Source organism: Ruegeria sp. CDSA221, assembly GCF_059611825.1.
Map to the genome: position 1 here is coordinate 436,724 of NZ_JBXWPK010000001.1, position 19,971 is coordinate 456,694.

The 19,971-nt window shown below is 52.8% G+C and carries 21 protein-coding genes; 7 read left to right on the top strand and 14 right to left on the bottom strand.

The genetic code is table 11. The annotated features are described in order from the left end of the window. Nucleotides 1–71: 71 nt before the first annotated feature. Nucleotides 72–482: a DUF4345 family protein gene (locus tag AC2FJ5_RS01990; RefSeq protein ID WP_496702093.1), complete on the top strand. Its 411-nt coding sequence runs from the start codon at nt 72–74 to the stop codon at nt 480–482. A gap of 94 nt (nt 483–576) precedes the next feature. Here AC2FJ5_RS01990 and AC2FJ5_RS01995 read toward each other — a convergent pair whose 3' ends face one another. Together AC2FJ5_RS01995 and AC2FJ5_RS02000 are read right to left on the bottom strand one after the other, a co-directional pair. After that, entirely contained in the window at nt 577–1,164 is a 588-nt protein-coding gene (locus AC2FJ5_RS01995; protein WP_496702003.1) for a YceI family protein, read from the bottom strand. A 75-nt stretch (nt 1,165–1,239) separates the two neighbouring features. Further along, nucleotides 1,240–2,460 carry an NAD(P)/FAD-dependent oxidoreductase gene (locus tag AC2FJ5_RS02000; protein ID WP_496792249.1) on the bottom strand — a complete coding sequence of 407 codons (1,221 nt, stop codon included), beginning with the start codon at nt 2,458–2,460 and terminating at the stop codon, nt 1,240–1,242. Nucleotides 2,461–2,722: 262 nt separating this feature from the next. Here AC2FJ5_RS02000 and AC2FJ5_RS02005 point away from each other — a divergent pair, with 262 nt between their 5' ends. From AC2FJ5_RS02005 to AC2FJ5_RS02025, 5 genes are read left to right on the top strand one after another with little or no spacing between them, the layout of a single operon-like run. Then, nucleotides 2,723–3,043, top strand: coding sequence for an SCP2 sterol-binding domain-containing protein (locus tag AC2FJ5_RS02005; protein ID WP_496702006.1), 321 nt, complete (start codon nt 2,723–2,725; stop codon nt 3,041–3,043). A 38-nt stretch (nt 3,044–3,081) separates the two neighbouring features. Continuing rightward, nucleotides 3,082–3,774 carry a cupin domain-containing protein gene (locus AC2FJ5_RS02010; RefSeq protein ID WP_496705227.1) on the top strand — a complete coding sequence of 231 codons (693 nt, stop codon included), beginning with the start codon at nt 3,082–3,084 and terminating at the stop codon, nt 3,772–3,774. 21 nt (nt 3,775–3,795) lie between these two features. Then, entirely contained in the window at nt 3,796–4,365 is a 570-nt protein-coding gene (locus tag AC2FJ5_RS02015) for a cupin domain-containing protein (protein ID WP_496702010.1), read from the top strand. Between the two features lie 52 nt (nt 4,366–4,417). Next, nucleotides 4,418–5,200 carry an IclR family transcriptional regulator gene (locus tag AC2FJ5_RS02020; protein WP_496703070.1) on the top strand — a complete coding sequence of 261 codons (783 nt, stop codon included), beginning with the start codon at nt 4,418–4,420 and terminating at the stop codon, nt 5,198–5,200. 43 nt (nt 5,201–5,243) lie between these two features. Further along, complete coding sequence (locus AC2FJ5_RS02025; RefSeq protein ID WP_496702014.1) at nt 5,244–5,714, top strand: flavodoxin domain-containing protein; 471 nt, start codon at nt 5,244–5,246, stop codon at nt 5,712–5,714. Nucleotides 5,715–5,829: 115 nt separating this feature from the next. Here AC2FJ5_RS02025 and AC2FJ5_RS02030 read toward each other — a convergent pair whose 3' ends face one another. From AC2FJ5_RS02030 to mhpA, 12 genes are all read right to left on the bottom strand, one after another. After that, on the bottom strand, nt 5,830–6,594 hold the full coding sequence (locus AC2FJ5_RS02030; protein WP_496792251.1) for a LamB/YcsF family protein: 765 nt from the start codon (nt 6,592–6,594) through the stop codon (nt 5,830–5,832). A 31-nt stretch (nt 6,595–6,625) separates the two neighbouring features. Further along, nucleotides 6,626–8,530, bottom strand: coding sequence for a TRAP transporter permease (locus AC2FJ5_RS02035; protein WP_496792253.1), 1,905 nt, complete (start codon nt 8,528–8,530; stop codon nt 6,626–6,628). Nucleotides 8,531–8,548: 18 nt separating this feature from the next. Next, nucleotides 8,549–9,505, bottom strand: a complete 957-nt coding sequence (locus tag AC2FJ5_RS02040) for a TAXI family TRAP transporter solute-binding subunit (RefSeq protein WP_496792255.1) — start codon at nt 9,503–9,505, stop codon at nt 8,549–8,551. A gap of 318 nt (nt 9,506–9,823) precedes the next feature. After that, on the bottom strand, nt 9,824–10,663 hold the full coding sequence (locus AC2FJ5_RS02045; RefSeq protein ID WP_496792257.1) for a 3-oxoadipate:acetyl-CoA acetyltransferase: 840 nt from the start codon (nt 10,661–10,663) through the stop codon (nt 9,824–9,826). Nucleotides 10,664–10,667: 4 nt separating this feature from the next. Further along, on the bottom strand, nt 10,668–11,543 hold the full coding sequence (locus tag AC2FJ5_RS02050) for a dioxygenase family protein (RefSeq protein ID WP_496792260.1): 876 nt from the start codon (nt 11,541–11,543) through the stop codon (nt 10,668–10,670). Nucleotides 11,544–11,568: 25 nt separating this feature from the next. Further along, the gene (locus tag AC2FJ5_RS02055) at nt 11,569–12,603 is read right to left on the bottom strand and encodes a branched-chain amino acid ABC transporter permease (protein ID WP_496792262.1); all 1,035 of its coding nucleotides are present in this window, start codon (nt 12,601–12,603) and stop codon (nt 11,569–11,571) included. Nucleotides 12,604–12,613: 10 nt separating this feature from the next. Continuing rightward, entirely contained in the window at nt 12,614–13,477 is an 864-nt protein-coding gene (locus AC2FJ5_RS02060) for a branched-chain amino acid ABC transporter permease (protein WP_496792265.1), read from the bottom strand. Beyond that, nucleotides 13,474–14,187, bottom strand: a complete 714-nt coding sequence (locus AC2FJ5_RS02065; protein WP_496709065.1) for an ABC transporter ATP-binding protein — start codon at nt 14,185–14,187, stop codon at nt 13,474–13,476. The genes AC2FJ5_RS02060 and AC2FJ5_RS02065 overlap by 4 nt, the downstream gene beginning before the upstream one ends. Beyond that, entirely contained in the window at nt 14,184–14,903 is a 720-nt protein-coding gene (locus AC2FJ5_RS02070; protein WP_496786434.1) for an ABC transporter ATP-binding protein, read from the bottom strand. Before AC2FJ5_RS02070 ends, AC2FJ5_RS02065 begins: the two co-directional genes overlap by 4 nt. Before the next feature lie 59 nt (nt 14,904–14,962). Beyond that, complete coding sequence (locus AC2FJ5_RS02075) at nt 14,963–16,228, bottom strand: ABC transporter substrate-binding protein (RefSeq protein WP_496702034.1); 1,266 nt, start codon at nt 16,226–16,228, stop codon at nt 14,963–14,965. A gap of 41 nt (nt 16,229–16,269) precedes the next feature. Next, on the bottom strand, nt 16,270–17,328 hold the full coding sequence (locus tag AC2FJ5_RS02080) for a maleylacetate reductase (protein WP_496792267.1): 1,059 nt from the start codon (nt 17,326–17,328) through the stop codon (nt 16,270–16,272). A gap of 11 nt (nt 17,329–17,339) precedes the next feature. Further along, complete coding sequence (gene mhpA, locus AC2FJ5_RS02085) at nt 17,340–18,986, bottom strand: bifunctional 3-(3-hydroxy-phenyl)propionate/3-hydroxycinnamic acid hydroxylase MhpA (RefSeq protein WP_496792269.1); 1,647 nt, start codon at nt 18,984–18,986, stop codon at nt 17,340–17,342. Between the two features lie 331 nt (nt 18,987–19,317). On the opposite strand from mhpA, the gene AC2FJ5_RS02090 reads away from it, so the two are divergent. Next, complete coding sequence (locus AC2FJ5_RS02090) at nt 19,318–19,956, top strand: TetR/AcrR family transcriptional regulator (protein ID WP_496702039.1); 639 nt, start codon at nt 19,318–19,320, stop codon at nt 19,954–19,956. Nucleotides 19,957–19,971: the final 15 nt, after the last annotated feature.

The window sequence follows — 19,971 nt, forward strand, 5'->3', positions numbered from 1 at the left end:
CTACTCAGCTCGCTGAGCTTGCTGCGCAACGTCCGTAAACTCTAACTCGATGGGGAATGTAAATGAGCACGATGCCAAGGAAGATAATATCCTGGATTCCAAGACTAACTTTGCTGTTGTGTGGGCTCATCATGTGTCTCGCCGGTATTGCTGGCGTAATGGACCCTACCGTCATCAGTGGAACTGCAACTCTTGCTCCTGACGGGATCACCAGCATCCGCGTCGACTTCGGCGGCTTCCACTTGGGTTTGGGACTGTTCGCTCTTTACGGCGTATTCTTTCGGTCGTTTTTGAAGCCTGGATTGGTGGCAGTTGCCACCACACTGACTCTTGTTGTCATTACCAGACTTACCGGGATCAATCTGGACGGGTCGAACGATGCCCAGCTCACAATCCTATCCAGAGAATTGGTTCCCTTCACCCTCTCGGTCGTGGGATTGCTATGCCTCGTAGTTTCATCCAGAGCGCATTCTGAAACCTGAAGCTCTTTTAGGGCAATCATCCGATTACAAAGACTGGCCCGCGGCCCCTACCTATCCAGTGAGAACAGGTAGGGGTCAAACGCGTCGCCTAAATTTATTCAGCTTTCATAGCTTCGATCGAAATCGAAATGTCGACTTTGTCGCTGACACCCGGCGCGTATTTGCCCAAACCAAATTCAGACCGTAGCACGGATGCTGTCGCATCGAACCCCACCCAATCCTTTTGCTCTTTGTCATGGAAACCCATTTTATTCATTCTTGCATCAAGAGTGACTGGATGTGTTGAGCCATTCATCGTCAGGTCGCCAGTTATCTTGGCCGTTGTCTCACCAGTGACTTCAATATGCGTTGACTTGAACTCGATCTGATCATTCTCAGTCGCAACAAAAAAATCTCCACCGACGGTAAAGTTCGCATCTCTCTGCTCGAGGCCGGTGAACATCGTTGACACCGGGAACCAGACCGCAACACTGGATCCTTCCGGGTTCTCTTTGTCAAAGTCGATCTCACCTTCAATACCTGAGAACATGCCGGTTGTTCTGGAGTAACCAAGATGATCGTAGTTAAATATAATTTGTGACCATTTCGGCGCCAGAAGGTATTTTTCCGAGTCAGCCACACTGGTGGATGCCAGAGCCGAGGCGGTTAAGGCCATTGCGGCAAACAACACCGAAAGCTTCATGAAATATCTCCTGATAGAAGCGTGAAATTCTAAGGACAAAAAGCCACTCGTAAGAAAGAGCTCACTTTGTCTCCGCTAGCGTCGTGCTGATTTCATTATCTTCCTGAGCGGCACGGAATCGTCACTAAAGATGGCTTCGTCACCGTGAAAATTCGGGTCGGCGATCATTCTCCGTAACAAAGGCATATCGCGGGCCTGATTGATCGTAACCGCACCTTGGATTTTGTTGTCGACAAGCTGAATCAGGGTCAGCCCATCATCCTCGCCCGCACGCTCAATACAATGCATCTCTGCGTCCAACTGCCCCAGAATTTGAATATTCAGATCGCCCTGATCAGACCAGAACCACGGAATTGTGGAGACTTCGGTCAGCTCGCCCACCACCGATTTACCGACCGCATCACCCTGTACATTGGCATTTTCCCAAGATTCCAGGCGCATGTGACGATCATATTCAGGGTTCATCTGGTTAACTGCATCACCTATGGCGAAAATTTCAGGATCAGAAGTTCTGCCAAAACTATCCGTCTTGATGCCGTTTTCGATAGTCAATCCAGCATCTTCGGCAAGCGATGTTTCGGGGTCTACCCCAATACCGACCAGGATCATATCGGTGGGAACAGACGTGCCGTTCGACAATACCAAGTTTTCGCCATCCATTGCCTGGGCCTGAACACCAAACAGAAAGCGCACGCCTTTGTCAGAGTGATAGGTCTGCACAAAGGTACTGACAGTGGGTGATCCAACTCGGGGCAACAGCGTTTCACCAGCTTCAACGATTGTGACAGTGCACCCAAGCTTTTGGGCCGTTGCCGCAACCTCAAGTCCGATGAACCCTCCACCAATGACGGTCAATCGTTTGCCTTTTGTCAGTTGATCCCGCAATTTGCTGCAGTCATCCATGCTGCGAAGATAGTGAACACAATCCTCTTCGGCACCGTCCAACGAGATACGCCTTAGCCGGCTACCGGTCGCGAGAATCAGTTTGTCATAAGCTATGTTTTCGCCATCTTCGAGAAGAACGGTTTTTGTCGCCCGATCAATTTTTGTCACCGACACTCCCAAGTGCAAACGAATATCCCGTTCCTTGGCCGTCGCATCATCAAAGACAAATGGAAGCTTGCTTTCGTCATCCAGCAACATGGCTTTCGACAGAATCGGCCTTTCGTATGGTGCGCAAGGCTCCATTGAGATCAGAGAGATGTCGGCAGCTGGGTCTGATGCGCGCGCCGCCAGAGCCGCACGGCCACCCGCTTGTCCGCCACCCACAATCACGATTTTTTGTCGCTGTGACAATGCTCCACCCTTTCTTTCGTGAGTCGGGATTCGATGAACCCTTCCTGCGATATGGACTCCTGCCTGGCGAGTGCGAATATGTCAGGAAATGCACGCTCAGACAGCATTCAATTTCAATCGCATATGGCACATTTTATCGCATTTAACAATAAAATTAGATGTTCTATTTGACATTTTTCCCAACATATGCGATTTATGGCTGAAATTGGTGATCAAGTTGAACACCTATTAACGAACCATTGCTCAATGGGAGGAAATCCAAATGGCTAAACCAACACTTGAAGAAATGACTCAGGAAATGCGCAAGCGCGTCGGTGAAGACAGCGGCTTTGGGCACACTGTAAAATTCAACTTTGGCGACGAAGGCGTCATCTATATTGATGCCAAAAATGTCCCTCATATCGTTTCGAATGAAGACAATGACGCCGAAACAATCGTAAACATCAAATTTGGGGATTTCTGCAAGATTTCTGACGGCAGCAAAGACCCAACCGAAGCCTTTATGGCTGGCCGGATGACGATCGACGGAAACGTTGACGCAGGCTGGAAGCTCGGCTCGATCATCGGACCCGACCGGGCTTGAGTGGAAATTAGTTGAAACCCAACATGGGACGTTAGCGAATGAGCACAGACAGCACCCAACTAACTATTGCGCCACCTGATCCGGATCGCCCGCCTATGGCGTCGAACGCATTCCATGCAGCTCGGACGGCAAACACGACACTTACAACCCCGTTCCCTTATGTGACGGACGAATGCCTTGTTCCTGGTATCGCCTTGTTCCAAGGCGACCTGGGGGATGATGGCATGGGCCATTTCCATCACACGAACTCGGTTGATGAAACCTTCCTTTGCCTGGCGTCCAAGGGCTCGGCGGTCAGAACTGGTACGCTGATGGTTGGTCCACGTAGCCACCACGTTGGGTCGTTCTTTGAGAACGAGAGAGACCCGGAAAACGTGATGCTGATGATCGTTGTTCAACGTCAATCAGCAGAAGGTGTACGTCAGCATGAAGGCCTGACCTTCCATTGCCACAAGTGCCAGAATGTTATGCTGGATCACGAATTCGACGTTGAGAATTACAACGAAATCCGCGGCCCTGTGCCTGGGTACTTTGCTCCGCTGGAAACGCTGCTCAAGAGCTATGAATTCGGCAAAGAGTACAATGACGACCCAGAAGTTCGGAAATGTTCCAAATGTGGGCACGAGCACAACCTGTTCCCGATGCACGTCTGGGGTTGGACGAGCTACCATACAAATTACGAAGCCAGTGAGCATTGCCGCGATTTACTCATCGAAGCGACGTCCGCTTGAATTTAGCGAGGAGACAGAAAGATGCCACGTAGGCGATTTCATCAAACCTATCAACTCGCTCAGCAGATCGGCTGCTATGACGAGTATCCAGCAATATCTGAAGGTGTAGACCCGCAGGTCAACATCAGCCGAAGCGACCGCATTCAGCCGTTCCATCTGATTTGTGAAAAAGACACAATGATCGTACTGATGTCGGGCGCAGCCAAGGTTGAATTCCGCGACAGCAGCGTGAATTACGTCAAAGGCACGCCGGGTGAAATGATCTATGTTCCGGCCCGTACCCCGCATCGCGTCGTACCTTCGGAAGAGACCATCCATTATCGTTACAAAGCAGAGCATGCCGGTTTGGAGGCTGTTGCTTGGTATTGCGAGAAATGCTCATCAGAAGTTGCGCGCGTAACTTGGGATACGGCCGAGGAACTCCCTCAGGAGGCGTATCTGCGTGCGACCAACGCCTTTAACAGTGACAAAGACATGCGCACATGCGGCGACTGCGGCACCGAACATCCGCCGGTGGATACTACCGGCAACAGATGGCAGGCAATAGTCGACGAGTTAACGGCTGAAACAGACGACGATGACGACTGGTAGGTTGTGCTGCGATTAATTACCATCGGCGATCAGCAAATAGGAGAAAAGCTATATGACAACTGCAGATAAACTTTTATCAGTCATGAAGCTTTTCACCATTGAAGAACCGGAATGGACAGTGGAAGAGGCGACCAAACGTCTTTCCCTGTCCAGCAGCTCGACTTACCGCTACTTCAACAGTCTGAGTGCTTTCGGTCTGGTCGAGGCCTTGAACCCCGGCGTTTACACTCTTGGTCCGGCGATTATCGAATTCGACAGAATGATAAGGCGTCAGGATCAATTAGTGAAAACGGCAACGCCGATCATGCGTAAGCTGGTCGATCTGACGGGCGACAATGGTTCCGCATTGCTGTGCCGAAAGTATCGCCATCAGGTCATGTGTGTTCACTCGGAAGGGTTTGTCGATCCGGAAAAATCCCTTTCCTATGAGAGGGGCCGGCCTTTGGGGTTGTTTCTTGGCGCAGCATCCCGAGTTGTCCTTGCCTACATCCCTAGCAGAAACCTGAAAGCGATCTTTGCCGAACACGAGAAGGAAATCGAAGCTGCCGGTCTTGGGGCAACCTGGGAAGAGTTTCGTCGCAACTTGAAGCGTATCCGGTCCAACTCCATCGTAGTTGCGTATGGGCAGCTGGATCCAGGGAAGGTCGGAATCGCCGCACCTATATTCGCAGCAAACAAGTCTGTGATCGGCAGCATGACGCTTGTCTTGAACGAGCATGAAGTGAATTCGCAGATGGTCGAACGGCTATCAATTTATGTTCAGGCTGCAGCTCAGGAAGTAACCTTGGGTCTCTCAGCAGCCTTTATCGAAAAACAGTCCGGTTCGACCGGTTAAAAGAATGCAAAACCCAAATGACGGGTGCTGCGAAAGGATAGAAATGAACGATCATCCAGTTGTTGTTCTGGTCGCGTCTATGAGCGGCGTTGCAGAAATGGTCGCGGATGAAGTGGCCGATAAGCTTGTTGAAACCGGGTACAAAGCCCGCGTTGTCCGCATGGAAAAAGCATCACAAAAAATGCTGGATGCACGCGATACCTATGTGATCTGCAGTTCGACATATGGCACTGGTGAAGTGCCGGACAACGGCAAAGAGTTTCACGAGTTCCTGACAAAAGATCGCCCCGATCTGTCGTCTGTGCGCTATGGCGTCATTGCTTTGGGAAGCATGGATTATCCACAGACATTCTGCGGTGGCGGCAAAGCCTTTGATGCAACCTTCGCTGAATTGGGTGCCAAGCGGCTGGTAGATCGCATGGAACATGATGCGAAATCCGGCGTCTATCCTGAAGAAGCCGCGCTGGACTGGATCGACGGTTGGGTCGCGGCACTATCCAAAGAAATGGCCTAAAAAACCGGGAACCTTGCACCTTGCGAGGTTCCCATACAACTTGTGAGGACGGCCTTCAGAAATCAGGTTTTGTCACGGCAGTTCCCGAAGCATTTCGCCAGGAAATGCAATGAACCTACGCCTCAAACATTTTGATACCGATACCTGCGTCAACAAGATTTCTGCGAATTTTGGTTCCCATAGTAACGGCACCAACAGTATCGCCATGCAAACACACCGTATCAACGCGACATGGAAGGCGTTTCCCGGTTTTGGTGATAACCGCCTGCTCTTTCAACATCATCATGATGCGCTCGGCGGCATAGACGGCATCCTCCAAAACAGCGCCCGGTTGCCTGCGGTCTACCAAGGTTCCGTCATTTTCGTAAGCGCGGTCAGCGTAGACCTCGCCTACCCATGAGCAATCCAGTTCCTTCACTGCCTGCTCCATCGCAGTTGATGCAATCGCCATGAGTATGATTTCGGGCTGAACTTTCAACGCGGCCTCAAAGCAGGTTCTGGCAATATTGATGTCTTCCGACGCCATGTTTCCCAAGGCACCATGCAGCTTAAGGTGTCGAACTTTTCCACCCGACAGTAGCGCCATCGACTGCGCCGCACCCAGCTGATATCCAATCATATTGGTCAGCTCATCCGAGGAAAAACTCATCCGACGGCGACCGAATCCAGTCAGATCGGGAAAACCGGGATGTGCACCAATTCCGGTCCCTTTTTGGACCGCAATTTTCATGGTCTGGGCCATAATATTCTGATCTCCGGCGTGGAATCCGCAGGCGATGTTCGCAGATGAAACGATGTCCATCAGTGCAAGATCATCCCCCATTTTCCACGCACCAAAACCTTCGCCAAGATCCGAATTTAGATCAACCACATTAGTCATTATTGACAGGCCCTAATTCTTAGATGTCAGATTATTGAGTGTCTGAGGCAGCCACGCGGTTTCTCGAACCCACAATGAAGAAAGCAAGCACAGACAAGCCCACAATATCTGTCCAGATCGCGGAGGGAAACAAATCTGAAGGCAACAGACACAGCACCCCACAAAGCGTCAAAGTTAAGCGACCGATGAACCCCCTGACATGTTGGAAAAACCCAACGAAGCCAGCAGTTACCATGTAAATACCAACCAATGCTGTTGCTATTGACCAAAGTGCCTTCAGCAGATTGCCTTCCAAAATCAATCCGGGTGCAAACAGAAAAAGAAACGGGACCAAATAAGCCGGCCAAGCCAGCTTCATTGCCTCTTTGCTTGTCTCCCATGCTGATGACCCCGCGATATTCGCTGCGGCAAATGACGCCAGTGCAACAGGCGGAGTGATCATCGACATCAGCCCGAAATAGAACACGAAAAGATGTGCTGCCATCACTGGGACACCGAATTCGATCAAAGCCGGGGCGACCAGTGTCGCCAACAGAATGTAGACCCCAACAGTTGGCATCCCCATCCCCAAAACAATGGAAATCAACGCCGTGATCAAGGCGAGCACCAGCAGACTGCCACCGCTTGCGGTGATTATGTGCAGTGTCAAATTAAAGGCAAGGCCGGTGATATTCAGAATACCAATGATCAGTCCAGCAGCTGCACAGACAACAACCAGCCCGATAGCCGATTGGCCCGCAGACGCTATAGCCTGCCAAATCTGAATTGGCCTGATACGACGGCCTTTGTAGCCAAAAATCAAGCTGCCGACCAATAACACCACAATCGAAATGACCGCAGAACGCTCAGGTCTCATGTTCAGGGCGAACAGCGTATAAATCAGCACAACGAACGGTAAAATGAAGTGCCAACCCTGCTTGAGTGCCTCGCGGCCGCTCGGGATATCAGCTTCTTCAACCTGTGCCACCCCTCGCCTGGCCGCTGTCAGATCAACATTGATGAAAATAGCGCTGTAGTAGAGCAGAGCAGATGGCAAAGCCGCCAACATCACGGTCGAATAATCCACGCCAATAAAGTCGGCCATGATAAAGGCCGCGGCCCCCATCACAGGCGGCACCAGTTGCCCACCCGTAGACGCGACCGCCTCAACCGCGCCAGCATATCTTCCATTAAAACCAGCTTTTTTCATCATCGGGATCGTAACCACGCCCGTGCCGACGACATTTCCAACCGCTGATCCTGAAATAGATCCGAACAAAGCCGACGCCGAGACTGCTACTTTTGCTGGTCCACCCCTGAAACGACCCATCCCTGATAAAGCCAGGTCATTGAAAAAATCCGCGGCTCCACAGGCCGTCAGAAACTGACCGAACAACAGGTAGGGAACGACAATTACGACGGCGACTTTCAATGCTGCGCCAAGAATGCCGTTTGCATCCAGGCTCAGATAGATGACAAGTTCGTCCCAATAAGTAGGGCGGCTCTGGAGATCACCGGGGAGAAGATGCCCCCAGAGCCCGTAGGCTATGAAGACTAGCACTACGATTAGAATTCCGGTGCCCGCAGAACGCCGCAACAACAAAAGCAACCCACCCAGCAGAACGCAGCTGATCGCAACCAGCAAAGAGGGCACAAACGGAGCGTCCATCGAAAGCCGGACATAGTTCACCGCAACGTAGCCACCGGTAACAAGTGTGACCGCGGCCCACAGGACAGTAATTCTGCGGGTGATCGGCCTGTCCGCGGTTTTCGCAAAACTTAAAATGCCAGAGGCGAGTGCGAGCGCGAAAGACGCGACCAATAATTGCGCATCATAGACGGACACCCCGACATAGCGATGCAGATTGGCAGCATAGATGACCGAGAGGGCCACGATCAGCCCTCTCAGCACCTGATTGGCTTGCTCCAAACGAGCGGTTTCGGATGTTCCAACCATGATTTATGTCAGCAGACGTTACTGCGACAAACCTGCTTTCTGATAATAGGTGGCCGCTGCCGGATGGTAGACGAGATCCCCCATATCAGGCGCCATTTTTTCCGGGTCGAACCGCGCGAAAGTTTTAAAGATACTCCGCACTTTTTCCGGATTCTGGTGAATGTATTCGACAATCGGGGCGATCGTTTCATCCGAAACATGCGCGCCTGCCAAAAGCACATAATCATAGAACATCATGTTCGTATCGACATCCACGCCAGGGGCCGATCCTGCGGCTACAGTGTCAATATATGCGGTCGGAACGAATTCGCGCACACCGGCGAGTGCCTCGGGTGTGTTCTCCAGCCCCAACCAACGGACTCCTATCGCGGCGTCCGCTTCGCGTGTCTTGCCCCCAGCAAGGGCAAAGAACGCAACTTCAGCGGTGCCGGAAATCAAGTCGTCGACGCCGTTTGGCACCGACGGTACATTGTCGAGCTGCATCTCATCGATGTTTAAACCACCGCCTGCAAGAATGGCGTCGACCTGTGGCCGAAGCGTCGGTTGTGCGGTGTATCCATAGGTGATCGTTTTGCCTTTGGCGTCTGAGACCATGGCCATGTCGGTGTCTTTGTTGACCATGAAACCATAGGCGGACCCACCCATGGCTGCAACGATGCGCAAATTACCTAGCTGTCGCCCTTCGAAGGCACCTGTACCACCCGCGGCGGCAGAAAAGTCAGGGCTAGGAGCAAGCAGCAAATCCAAGCGGGCATTATCGACCAGAGGCATTGTTTGGCCTGATCCCCCAAACGATTGCACTCGAATATCGTACCCAAGCTCTTCGGCCAGAAGTTTTGCGAAACCAGCATTGGCCGCATAATTCTGTGATCCCTGTTTACTGGCTCCGATCCCCAAGCTTTGTGCGCTGGCAACTGTGCCAAGCGTCGCAATACCCAAGGCAAGAATTGCCATCCGGTTGATCTTACTGAACATAAAAATCCCTCCCTGTCAGGGTTGGCTCTTGGCTCATGCGGCAAAAGACGAGTGTTTTTAGGCTCTTAAAGTTTGCCAATGGTTTTGGGCGAGCAAAGCCAACCTCTATGGTGGGGATGATTTTTAGCAGAATTTCTATATAACAATAATACAATACACGGCATATTACATATCATATAAAGTATACTTATCTATTCAATTCGCTCAGCCAAGGCTGGAGCACGCCTGCCACGCGCCCCTTTCAACTTGAGGGACAGGAGGTTGCGCACCGACCCAGGCAAGTCGATGGCTGGTCAAACAACCAGCCTTCTCATTAGGTTACACTGCGGGCTGCGAAAGCCCCAGAAGTGACCGCGCTTCTGTCCAGGTTGCCACCGGGCGGCCGTGATTATGACAAATCTCTGCAGTTCGGGCCACCAAAGCGGCATTTGATGGGGCAAGTGTGTTTCGATCAAGTCGGACATTGTCCTCAAGCCCGGTTCTTGCATGACCGCCGGCCGCAATCGACCATTCGTTCAGTTCAAGCTGATGCCTTCCAATCCCGGCGGCACACCATTCCGCGTCCGGGGCAAGCCGTTGCATTGTTTTCACATAGTAATTGAAAACACTCTTGTCGGCCGGCATCGAGTTCTTCACACCCATCACGAACTGCACGTAAAGCTTGCCCGGAAGCTTACCTGCGTTACTCATGGCGACAGCCTGGTGAATATGGCTCAGATCGAACGCCTCGATCTCTGCGGTAATTTCGTATTTCGTCATTTCCGCAGCCAGCCAATCGACCAGATCGGGTGGATTGTCGTAGGTCCGAGTTGGAAAGTTTGTCGATCCAACGGACAAAGAGGCCATATCGGGACGCAACGGCAAACTACCCCCGCGTTCATGTCCTGCGCCCGATCGTCCTCCGGTCGAGAACTGAACAATCATACCCGGGCAATGTTTGTTCAAACCTTCAAGCAACCGGCCGAATTTATCGGGATCCGAGGTAGGCGAGCCATCGTCATTGCGAACATGACAATGTGCGATCGTCGCCCCGGCTTCGAATGCAGCTTGTGTGCTTTCTATTTGCTCGGAGACCGTGATAGGCACCGCCGGGTTATCTGATTTTTGGGGCAAAGATCCTGTAATTGCCACACAAATAATACAAGGCTTTTCCGTCATTGGCTTAGGACTCCACCTTTTCTGGCACCATCACAAAGTCAAAAGGAGAACGCCAAACTGTATCACCGTCCTGGTTTTCAACAAATGGGGCAACCAGCGTCGCCTTTACGCCGAAGACCGCATCAGACTTGAGGTATTCATCTTCGCCAACAAAGGTATGTGTCACGATTTTCTCATGGCCAGGCGCCGTCACCATGTAATGCATATGCGCAGGGCGGAAGGGGTGGCGATCGAGCTTGATCAGAAGTTTTCCAACCGGCCCATCATGGGGGATCGGATATGACACCGGCTTAATCCCCTTGAAGTGGTAGCACCCATCCGGGCCAGTCGTGAAGACACCCCGATTGTTCCACTTGGGCTGAATACCGGGTTGCTGAACGTCGTAGAAACCATCTTCGTTGTCGCACCAGACATCGATACGCGCACCTTCGATCGGGTTTCCTTCAAGGTCCAAGACCCGCCCCTCAAACAGGCAAGACTGTCCCTTGCCGTCCAATGAGATGTCGGCACCCATTTCGTATTCAGGGGCGTTTTCGACATGGAATGGGCCAAACACCGTGTTCTCGGTTGCGCCTTTCGGGCGTCGGTTATTGATTGCGTCTGTCAGCATCGAGAAACCCATGACATCGCTCAACAAGATAAATTCCTGCCGGTTTTCGTCACAGATTTGACCGGTTGCCGTAAGGAAATCGATTGCGATGTCCCACTCGTCCTGACGCAATTCGACGTCCTTGGCAAAAGCATGCAAATGCTTGATCAATGCACCCCAAATCTGTGCCAGACGGGCATCGGCATTTGAACCATTGCGCCCAAGCACGGCCTCAACAGATGACTCTTCAGTGAAATAGTCGATTTTGGAAAGATCAACCAAATTTGACATGGGTATACCTCTATATTTGTGTGTGTCAGCGCGCTTGGTTTTCTTCCGGGGGCAGCTGTCGCAGAGACAAAAGCTCAATTCCGGTTTTTTCAGTGAACAGCCCCCACAATCCGCGCCGGGCGAATAGCATCACGGCAATCCCGAGACAGCCCAGAACGATCAGATAGACCGTGCCATAATCAGCAAGGGCCCGTTGCAGGAAATAGAACACGATCACACCGATGATCGGTCCCGGCAGTGTTCCGATTCCACCAATCACGGTTATAAAGATCACGAAAGCGGTCCAATCCACCACCGAGAATGCCGCCTCGGGTGTAACCCGTGTAATCTGAATGAACAGAAGTGCACCGCAAAGACCGGTACCAAAAGCCGTCAGCATGAACACCCAAGCTTTCAGACGCGTAGGATTAACACCGACTGACCGGGCAGCCTCTTCGTTGTCGCGCAGCGATTGCAGGCCCAGGCCCATTCGTGACTTTAGGAAAAGATACGCCGCAATAAGGGTTGCAAGGGCCAGGGTCAGTGCTAGCCAATAGGTCAAAGCGTCAGATGCGGCGGATGAACTACCACCCAACCAACTTTTGATCTCAGGCACGCCAAACATGGTTTTTGTGGTGCCTTTCGGCAATGAGGTGCCGGTACCGCCGCCAAGTGCTTTCCATTGGGCAAAGCAAAGGCGCGTTATCTCTGCGATGACCCATGTTCCGATGGCGAAATAGGCCCCGGCCAACCGGAATGAAAAGAAGGCCATTGGAATTGCCAGGATCATGGCAGTGATACCTCCAACGGCGATGCCAATCAGAGGATCCAGACCCAGCAGGATAACGCAGCCGAACATGGCATATGCACCAACGCCGACAAAAGCCTGCTGGCCTACGGATACCAACCCGGCAAATCCTGCAAGCAGATTCCAATTCTGCGCCAGGATCAAAAGCGTCAGCACGCCAAACAGATCTTGCACCAAGGCCCGGGAGCCGATGACAGGCACGAGAAACAAAAGTACGATGCCAGCAAGGCCAAAAAGCTGAAGCAAGCGGGTCATATTCTTTTGATCAGACACTGCGGGTACCTCAGTCTTTGGAACGTGGGAAAAGTCCGCGGGGGCGAACGAGAAGGACAACGACAAATGCGATATGTCCCGACAGAATTTGCCATTCGGGGTTGATGGAAGCGCCCAAAGCCTGAGCGACACCGATAATCACCCCACCAGCCAAAGTGCCCCAAAGCGAGCCAAGCCCACCAATGATCACCGCCTCAAATGCGTAAAGAAGGCGTGCGGGGCCAATGCTGGGATCGAAATTGGCGCGAATGCCAAGATACAAGGCTGCAATCGTGGCAACTACCATCGCAATACCTGTAGCGACTGCAAAGACGTTATTGGGGCGGATCCCCATCAGACCTACGGTCTCGCGGTCGTCCGAAGTGGCTCGGAATGCACGCCCAAGCTTGGTTCTGTAGAAGATCTGGTTCAGCGCAAAGATAACAACAACAGCGGATACAAAGGTCAGCAAAGGCATCACCCCAACGGTGACCGACCCCAGCGCCAAAGACTGTGCCTCGATGGGCCCGGCTGTCAGTTTCTGACTATCCGCTGTGAATATCTCCAGCAAACCATTCTGAATCACCACAGACAGGCCGAAAGTCACCAGCAAGGGCGGCAGGATATCGTCCCCCAGCACACGGTTCAGCAAATAGGTTTGCAGCCCCCACCCCACAGCAAACATGATGGGAAACGCGAGGATCACCGCAACAAACGGGCCGAGATTCAGAGCCGTGCCGATGGACAAAATGACAAATGCTGCCAGTACAATCAGATCACCATGTGCCAAGTTGACAAGGCGCATAACGCCAAACACCAGGCTAAGCCCGGCAGCGAACAGAGCATATAGGCCACCAACCAAAATGCCCTGAATGAGTGTGTCGACTAAGATCATGCGCTTACCCCGAAATACGCGTTGTGAATCTCTTCTCGCGACAACTCGTCGGGCGTGCCCTGTAACGTCACGCGACCTTCCATCATGCAAAACACCCGGTCTGCAACTTTCATCGCTTGCCCAATATCTTGCTCAACGACGACAACAGAGGCTCCGCGCTCTTTGATCGTCGGGAACGAAGCATAGATTTCTTTGATGACAACAGGTGCCAGCCCAAGGCTGAGTTCGTCACAGAGCAAAAGATCCGGGTTTGACATCAACGCCCGACCAATCGCTACCATTTGCTGCTGACCACCGGATAATGCGGTACCCGGATGATCCCGGCGGTCCTTCAGCGCAGGAACGACTTCGTAAACACTCTCAAGGTTCCAGACCCCATTTCCGGTTCTGGTATGTGCCCCGATCAGAAGGTTTTCTTCCACCGTGAGAGAGGGAAACAACCGTCGCCCTTCCGGGACCATGGAAATCCCCCGCTCCAGCACCTCTGGTGCAGAGAGGTCACCAATGCTCTCACCCCGAAGTTTGATCGCGTCCGGTTTGTTCTTCAATAGACCCGTGATGGCGCGCATCAGTGTGGATTTTCCTGCACCGTTCGCACCGATGATGGCAATCGTTTCGCCCTGCTTGATGTCGATATCGACACCAAACAGGGCCTGGAAATCACCGTAGTGAGCCGTAAGTCCGTGAGTGGATAATAGTGGCTCAGTCATACTTCAATCCCCAGATAGATTTCCCGGACCGCAGGGGCGTTCATGACTTCGTCAACCCCTCCGACCATGAGATTCTTACCGAAATTCAACACCATAAGACGATCAACAACCGAGTTGAGAGCATGCAACACATGTTCAATCCAGATGATCGACGTACCCTGACTGTGGATGTTCTTGATCGTCTTGATCAGATCGACACACTCACCGTCGGTTAGACCTCCGGCAATTTCATCCAACAAGATCAGCTTGGGAGAGGTCGCCATAGCCCGCGCCAATTCCAGGCGCTTGCGCTGCAACAGTGATAAACCACCCGCCAGATCGCGTGCGCATGATTCAAGGCCGGTTTCAGACAAAATGGACATGCAAAATGTCCCTGCCTCGTATCCCCGATGTTCTCCTCCGAACTGGGCGGCAACCATCAGGTTTTCGTAGACACTTAAATGCGCAAAAGGTTGTGGAATTTGGAACGACCGCCCGACCCCGGCATGAACTCTTTCCATGGGTGTCCGCTGAGTAACGTCAACACCCTCAAAAAAGACCTGCCCTTCATCCGGTTTGATGTTCCCGGCAATCAGATTGAACAGGGTCGACTTCCCTGCCCCGTTGGGCCCGATAATTCCCAGAGCTTCCCCTGCCTGAACGTCCAGAGACACATCGTCCGTAACCTTCAAAGCCCCAAACGATTTGGATACTGATTTGAGTGTCAGGATAGACATTCGAATCTCCGAACAAAAGGAATTGGCACCGGGCCCGATTGGCCCGATGCTCAAAGGCGCTAGTTGAGGGTTTCGAGCGTACCGTCGAGCGGGATCTCGGGCGCGTTGCTGTTCTCAACGATCAGAAGTTCGAAATCACCACTGTCCTGGCGGCGCCACTGGCCACCGACCAGGGGTGTCTTGGCCACGTTTTTCTGCGCAAATGGTGGCAGGTTGTCTTTGCCCCAACCGATATGGCCAACCACTGTTTCCAGATCGGTGCTGGCAATCGCTTCAGCCAATGCATCTCCGTCTGTTGGGTCTTCGGTGCGCTGAATTGCGCTGGCCGCAACTTCGAAAAGGGCGTGTGTAAAGCCGACGGGTTGCGTCCATTTGCGCTTAGCCGCTGTTTCGAAACCGGCGGCCAGCTCAGCACTGGTTTCACCAGTCAGTGACGATTTGAAGGGGAACGAAGGTGTCCAGTAGACTTCGCAGGTCAAGTTGTTCCCGAGATCGCCAAGTTGCTGAACGCTTTCGGGAAACAACAATGCCTTGGCGATCGAAGCCATCTTTGGATTATAGCCCTGCTGTTTCGCCTGAGTCCAAAACGTGGTGAAATCCGGAGGGATCGGAATGCCCGTAAAAATTTCCGCGTTCGCATTTTTATAAGCGTTGATCTGCGCGCTGAAATCATCGGTCAGGTTTTGGTACCGACCCGGATCGATCAGCTGATATCCTGCAGCCGCTGCAGCCGGTGGCATGCCAACATCACTTGCCCAGGCGTTCCCGTCCCCATCATTGGGCCACAGCGCCCCTAGTACCTTGTTGCTTTCAATGCTGTTCCACATGTTCAGGAACACGGACACGTTGTCTTCCAGCCCCCAGAAGAAGTGGTAGACATAGTCGAATTCCTGCCAGCTGGACGGATCACCCGGATTGCCTTGCTGACCGATGAACCACGGCTGCCACGGAGCCACAGAAGAAATCACCGGGATTTCTTCGGCTTCTGCAATGGTGCAGACAGGGTTTGTAGTTTCAGGTGTCGATGCGACGCAGATCAGATTGACCTCATCGCGGACAATCAATTCGCGCGCAACTTCGGCCGCACGGTTGGGATTGGATTGGCTGTCCTTGACGATCACTTCAACATTCAGACCGCTTGCGGCACTGTTCTTGATGAACTGTTCGATGACATAGTTGTCAGCCTCGGAAAATGCGCTGAGCGGGCCGGACTGCGGGCTGACATATCCAATCTTAACCGTTCCGTTCTGGGCCAGGGCTGGCATCGCCAAGGCGGTGGCCCCGGCGGCCGCGCCTGTTTTCAGAAGTGTGCGTCGTGTCAGCATGTTGGTTTCCTCCCTGATGCATTTGACGGTATTTCAGGCTGTTACTCTGGTCGGCGACCTTCAAAGGCCTGCTGCAGCAATTCCCTGATAGCCTGACGTTCTATTGGGCGTGGATTCCAATAAGGATTCTGGGTCGCAATCTCGGTCGCGAGGTCCAGATCGACTGCTTTGACATTCAAATCGCGCAGTGCCAGCGGGGCATTCAGAGATTTCGCAAAATCCCACAATCCTCCGCCAATAGAACCACCGAACAGATCGGCGATCGGTTGCATCTCATCAACCGCAGCAGGCGCGTTATATGCGGCTGAGTGTGGCAACATGATCGCGTGCGTTTCCGCATGCGGCAGATCAAATGTCCCGCCCAGTGTGTGGCAAATCTTGTGGTGCAGAGCCATGCCCACAGTCCCCAGGACCGCGCCACAAAGCCAGGCACCATACAGTGCTTCGCTGCGTGCTTCGATGTTTTTTGGGTTCTCCACAATGCCGGGCAGAGCGTCTCGTAGCGCGCGAACACCTTCCGCTGCCATAAGCGAGGTCACCGGGTTGCGGTTTTCAGCGTAAACAGCCTCGACCGCATGCGCCATCGCATTCAGCCCCGACGTTACGCTCATGCCTACGGGCAGACCCACGGTCAATTCGGGATCATAAATCACAACTTCGGGCAGGATCTTGGCGTGACGGATAGTTGTCTTCAGTCCATTTTCAGTCTGCCCGAGGATCGGCGTGACCTCTGATCCCGCGTAAGTGGTTGCAATCACGACCTGAGGGGTATCATTGCGATAGGCGATTGCCTTGCCGAGGCCGATAGTCGACCCTCCGCCCAAGGCAATAACACAGTCAGCATTCGCAGCTTCATAGGCCGCCATTGCTTTCTCAGTAACATCCACAGGCGTATGCATGGCCGCCTGTGAGAACACCCCAACGGCAAGTGAGCCCAGATCCGCAGCCAGTTTTTCAGCGTCATTCGCCTGAAATGGCGTCGACAAAACCAGTGCCCGGCTACAGCCCAGGCTGCTAACTTCTGCCGCAACATTGGTCGATGCTCCCAGCCCGAATACGATCCGCGCTGGATTTGCGTTGTAGGTAAACCCTGAAAACATGGCGCCCAACCTCACTCGGCGGCTACGGCAACGGCCGTATCCAGGTGCAATGCTGACATGACCTTGTCAAAACGAGATTGCAGATTTTCCGGTGTGTTGGCGGTAATAGCCACGTAAAAATCTGGACGTACCAAGACATATTTCGCGTCGATGTCTTCCAACCAGGCCTTATAGGTCCCTTCGGTGTCGACAACATCATGCTGACCGCCCGGTGCACCAATCTGAACGCCGAAGCCTTCCAGTTTTCCTAGTTGCTCACGCTGGGTTTCAGTCAATGCTGCAATCGGGTCCGCCTGATAACCGATCAGAACCCAACCCCGACCAACAGCCTGGTCAAAGCGACCCTTGTTTCCATCGTATTCGACAACGCCTTGCACAGAAAGTTCACCGGCATGGGCGCTTTCATCACACCAGACACCCTCGCCCAGATGGCAGATATCTGTCGGTACCGGCTGATTGTTCCGATGTTTCAGATCGGCGATCATACGCGCGTCGCGGTCAATCGCTTCCTTCTCATCACTGATACAGATGATGCTGCCCAACTCCTGGCTGAAGTTGATGTAGTGTTTGGCGTGCTCAATGCGTTCTGAGGAGTAGCTTTCCAGCACTTCAATCCCGGTCTTACCCTCAAGAATGGCATTCAGACGCCAGCCCATCGCCACTGCATCGCGCAAACCAGCGCACATACCTTCGCCAGCAAAAGGCGGCATCAGGTGTGCAGCGTCGCCGCCGATGAGGCACCGGCCGCTATGCCATTTCTTGGCCCAGCGGGCCTGAAAGCGATAAACTGCAGCGCGTTCCAATTCAGAGTTTTCCGGGGTCAGCCCCCAGGGCTTCAACAACCTCCAGGCATTTTCCTCTTTCTGAACTTCCTCCACTGACTCACCAGGGAGAACCATGAATTCCCAACGCCGGCGATCCGGGCCACCTTCGACAGGGCCGGGCCCGCCTGGCACAATCGTTGTTGGGCGTTTTGGATCGCACAGCTGCCACTGCGCCGGATCTTCCGGGCGTGAGGCGCAATAGTCGAACTGCGGGACCATATCCAGGATGAGCCAATCGAAGAAGTAACCCTTGTCTTCGTTCTCGATACCTAAGCTTTCGCGCACGAAACTGTTCGCGCCATCGGTTCCAACGGCGAATTTTGCGCGAATGACTTTGCGTTCTCCGTCAGGCCCAAATTCTTCGGGGTTTTGCTTAAGCGACAGCGACACGCCAATGCTATCCTGATCCAGAGCAACACCGTCCCAACCGCGCAAGATTGTTACGTCGGGGATTTCACCGGCAATCTTCAGCAAGCGCTTTTCAAGCAGCGGCTGGTTGAACCAGTAACGCACGCGCCAGCCGCTGGCTGATTGGCTCTGCCAGTCAACAATCTGCAGGTTCTGACCATCCCGGTTGCGCCAGTAATACAACTCATCATGACAGTTGATCGCTGAATCGGTTTCAGAATCGATTCCAAGGGACGCCAGAATGCGGGCAATCTCGTGGTCGTATGTAACCGCACGCGGCAGGCCGTAATGCGTGGACCACCGCTCAACCAGAGTGACCTTCTTCCCCTTCTGGCCCAGCAGAATGGCCAGCATAGTGCCAACCGGACCAGCACCTACAATTGCAACATCAGTATCGAAATCACTGTTGGTCGCGGGATGGGTCATCTTTGTTTCCTCCTAAGCCCTTAGCCGTTCAACCAGGACCCTTAAACGGGCTGGAACGGCCAAAAAGTTACCTCTTCTTGACGCTAGATCGTTTTCGAATGTTCGTCAAGTTTGGATACTATTCACTATTGGACACCACTCTTTCCAATGAGGGTGTGAAATATTATCGTTTGTTTATCGTAAGTTATGATCGCATTCCGGCGTTTTACGGTGAGATCCAAAAATACGACAGAAGCAATCCATAGGCTTCAACTTTCCCAATGGTTGTGAAAGAAGTTGTGGCAAAATTCAAAATTGAATATGATTCGATTATTGTCAGGCGGAACTCAAAATGAGCGAAATGATCCCCGTTAAGGAGGGCCGAGTTGCAAAGCGTCAGCGTCGAAATAAACAGGCGCTGATTGGGGCTGCTCGTGAAATCATGTCCGAGCGCGGCGTCGATGCCGCAACCATGTTGGAGATTGCCGAAAAGGCAGATGTCGGCGCTGGCACAGTCTATAGCTATTTCAAATCGAAAGACGAATTGGCAATCGCCGTTTTGGAAACCCTGATGCATGATCTGGCGTTGAGGATCGAAGAGGTCACGGACACGTTCGACGACCCCGCCCAGGTCTACGCCTTTGGTATTAGAACCGTGCTCGATACAGCAACAGGCGACACGCACTGGAAACAGCTTTTGCACAGATCTGAGGTCATATCAGACACGATGTTCCGGATGATGGGTCCCTTCGCCATTCGCGACTTGAGGCGAGCCTCACAGGCCGGTCGATTTCAGGTCTCTGATGCCGAGCTGGTCTGGAGGTTGACCACACATGCCCTGATTGGTGCCGCCCTTGCGATAACCAATGACAATGTCCCTCACAGCAGCAAAAGCCAAATCATCACCCAACTTTTGTGCATGACGGGAATTGGCAAGAATGCAGCGGTTGAGCTGGCTGCGCGTCCACGTCCGGAAATCAGTGGTCAATAGCACCTACGCTTCAAC

Coding starts and splice junctions, on each gene's coding strand:
- AC2FJ5_RS01990 (WP_496702093.1), top strand. CDS start 72: ATGCCAAGGAAGATAATATCCTGGATTCCAAGACTAACTTTGCTGTTG.
- AC2FJ5_RS01995 (WP_496702003.1), bottom strand. CDS start 1,164: ATGAAGCTTTCGGTGTTGTTTGCCGCAATGGCCTTAACCGCCTCGGCT.
- AC2FJ5_RS02005 (WP_496702006.1), top strand. CDS start 2,723: ATGGCTAAACCAACACTTGAAGAAATGACTCAGGAAATGCGCAAGCGC.
- AC2FJ5_RS02010 (WP_496705227.1), top strand. CDS start 3,082: ATGAGCACAGACAGCACCCAACTAACTATTGCGCCACCTGATCCGGAT.
- AC2FJ5_RS02015 (WP_496702010.1), top strand. CDS start 3,796: ATGCCACGTAGGCGATTTCATCAAACCTATCAACTCGCTCAGCAGATC.
- AC2FJ5_RS02020 (WP_496703070.1), top strand. CDS start 4,418: ATGACAACTGCAGATAAACTTTTATCAGTCATGAAGCTTTTCACCATT.
- AC2FJ5_RS02025 (WP_496702014.1), top strand. CDS start 5,244: ATGAACGATCATCCAGTTGTTGTTCTGGTCGCGTCTATGAGCGGCGTT.
- AC2FJ5_RS02030 (WP_496792251.1), bottom strand. CDS start 6,594: ATGACTAATGTGGTTGATCTAAATTCGGATCTTGGCGAAGGTTTTGGT.
- AC2FJ5_RS02035 (WP_496792253.1), bottom strand. CDS start 8,530: ATGGTTGGAACATCCGAAACCGCTCGTTTGGAGCAAGCCAATCAGGTG.
- AC2FJ5_RS02040 (WP_496792255.1), bottom strand. CDS start 9,505: ATGTTCAGTAAGATCAACCGGATGGCAATTCTTGCCTTGGGTATTGCG.
- AC2FJ5_RS02045 (WP_496792257.1), bottom strand. CDS start 10,663: ATGACGGAAAAGCCTTGTATTATTTGTGTGGCAATTACAGGATCTTTG.
- AC2FJ5_RS02050 (WP_496792260.1), bottom strand. CDS start 11,543: ATGTCAAATTTGGTTGATCTTTCCAAAATCGACTATTTCACTGAAGAG.
- AC2FJ5_RS02060 (WP_496792265.1), bottom strand. CDS start 13,477: ATGATCTTAGTCGACACACTCATTCAGGGCATTTTGGTTGGTGGCCTA.
- AC2FJ5_RS02065 (WP_496709065.1), bottom strand. CDS start 14,187: ATGACTGAGCCACTATTATCCACTCACGGACTTACGGCTCACTACGGT.
- AC2FJ5_RS02070 (WP_496786434.1), bottom strand. CDS start 14,903: ATGTCTATCCTGACACTCAAATCAGTATCCAAATCGTTTGGGGCTTTG.
- AC2FJ5_RS02075 (WP_496702034.1), bottom strand. CDS start 16,228: ATGCTGACACGACGCACACTTCTGAAAACAGGCGCGGCCGCCGGGGCC.
- AC2FJ5_RS02080 (WP_496792267.1), bottom strand. CDS start 17,328: ATGTTTTCAGGGTTTACCTACAACGCAAATCCAGCGCGGATCGTATTC.
- mhpA (WP_496792269.1), bottom strand. CDS start 18,986: ATGACCCATCCCGCGACCAACAGTGATTTCGATACTGATGTTGCAATT.
- AC2FJ5_RS02090 (WP_496702039.1), top strand. CDS start 19,318: ATGAGCGAAATGATCCCCGTTAAGGAGGGCCGAGTTGCAAAGCGTCAG.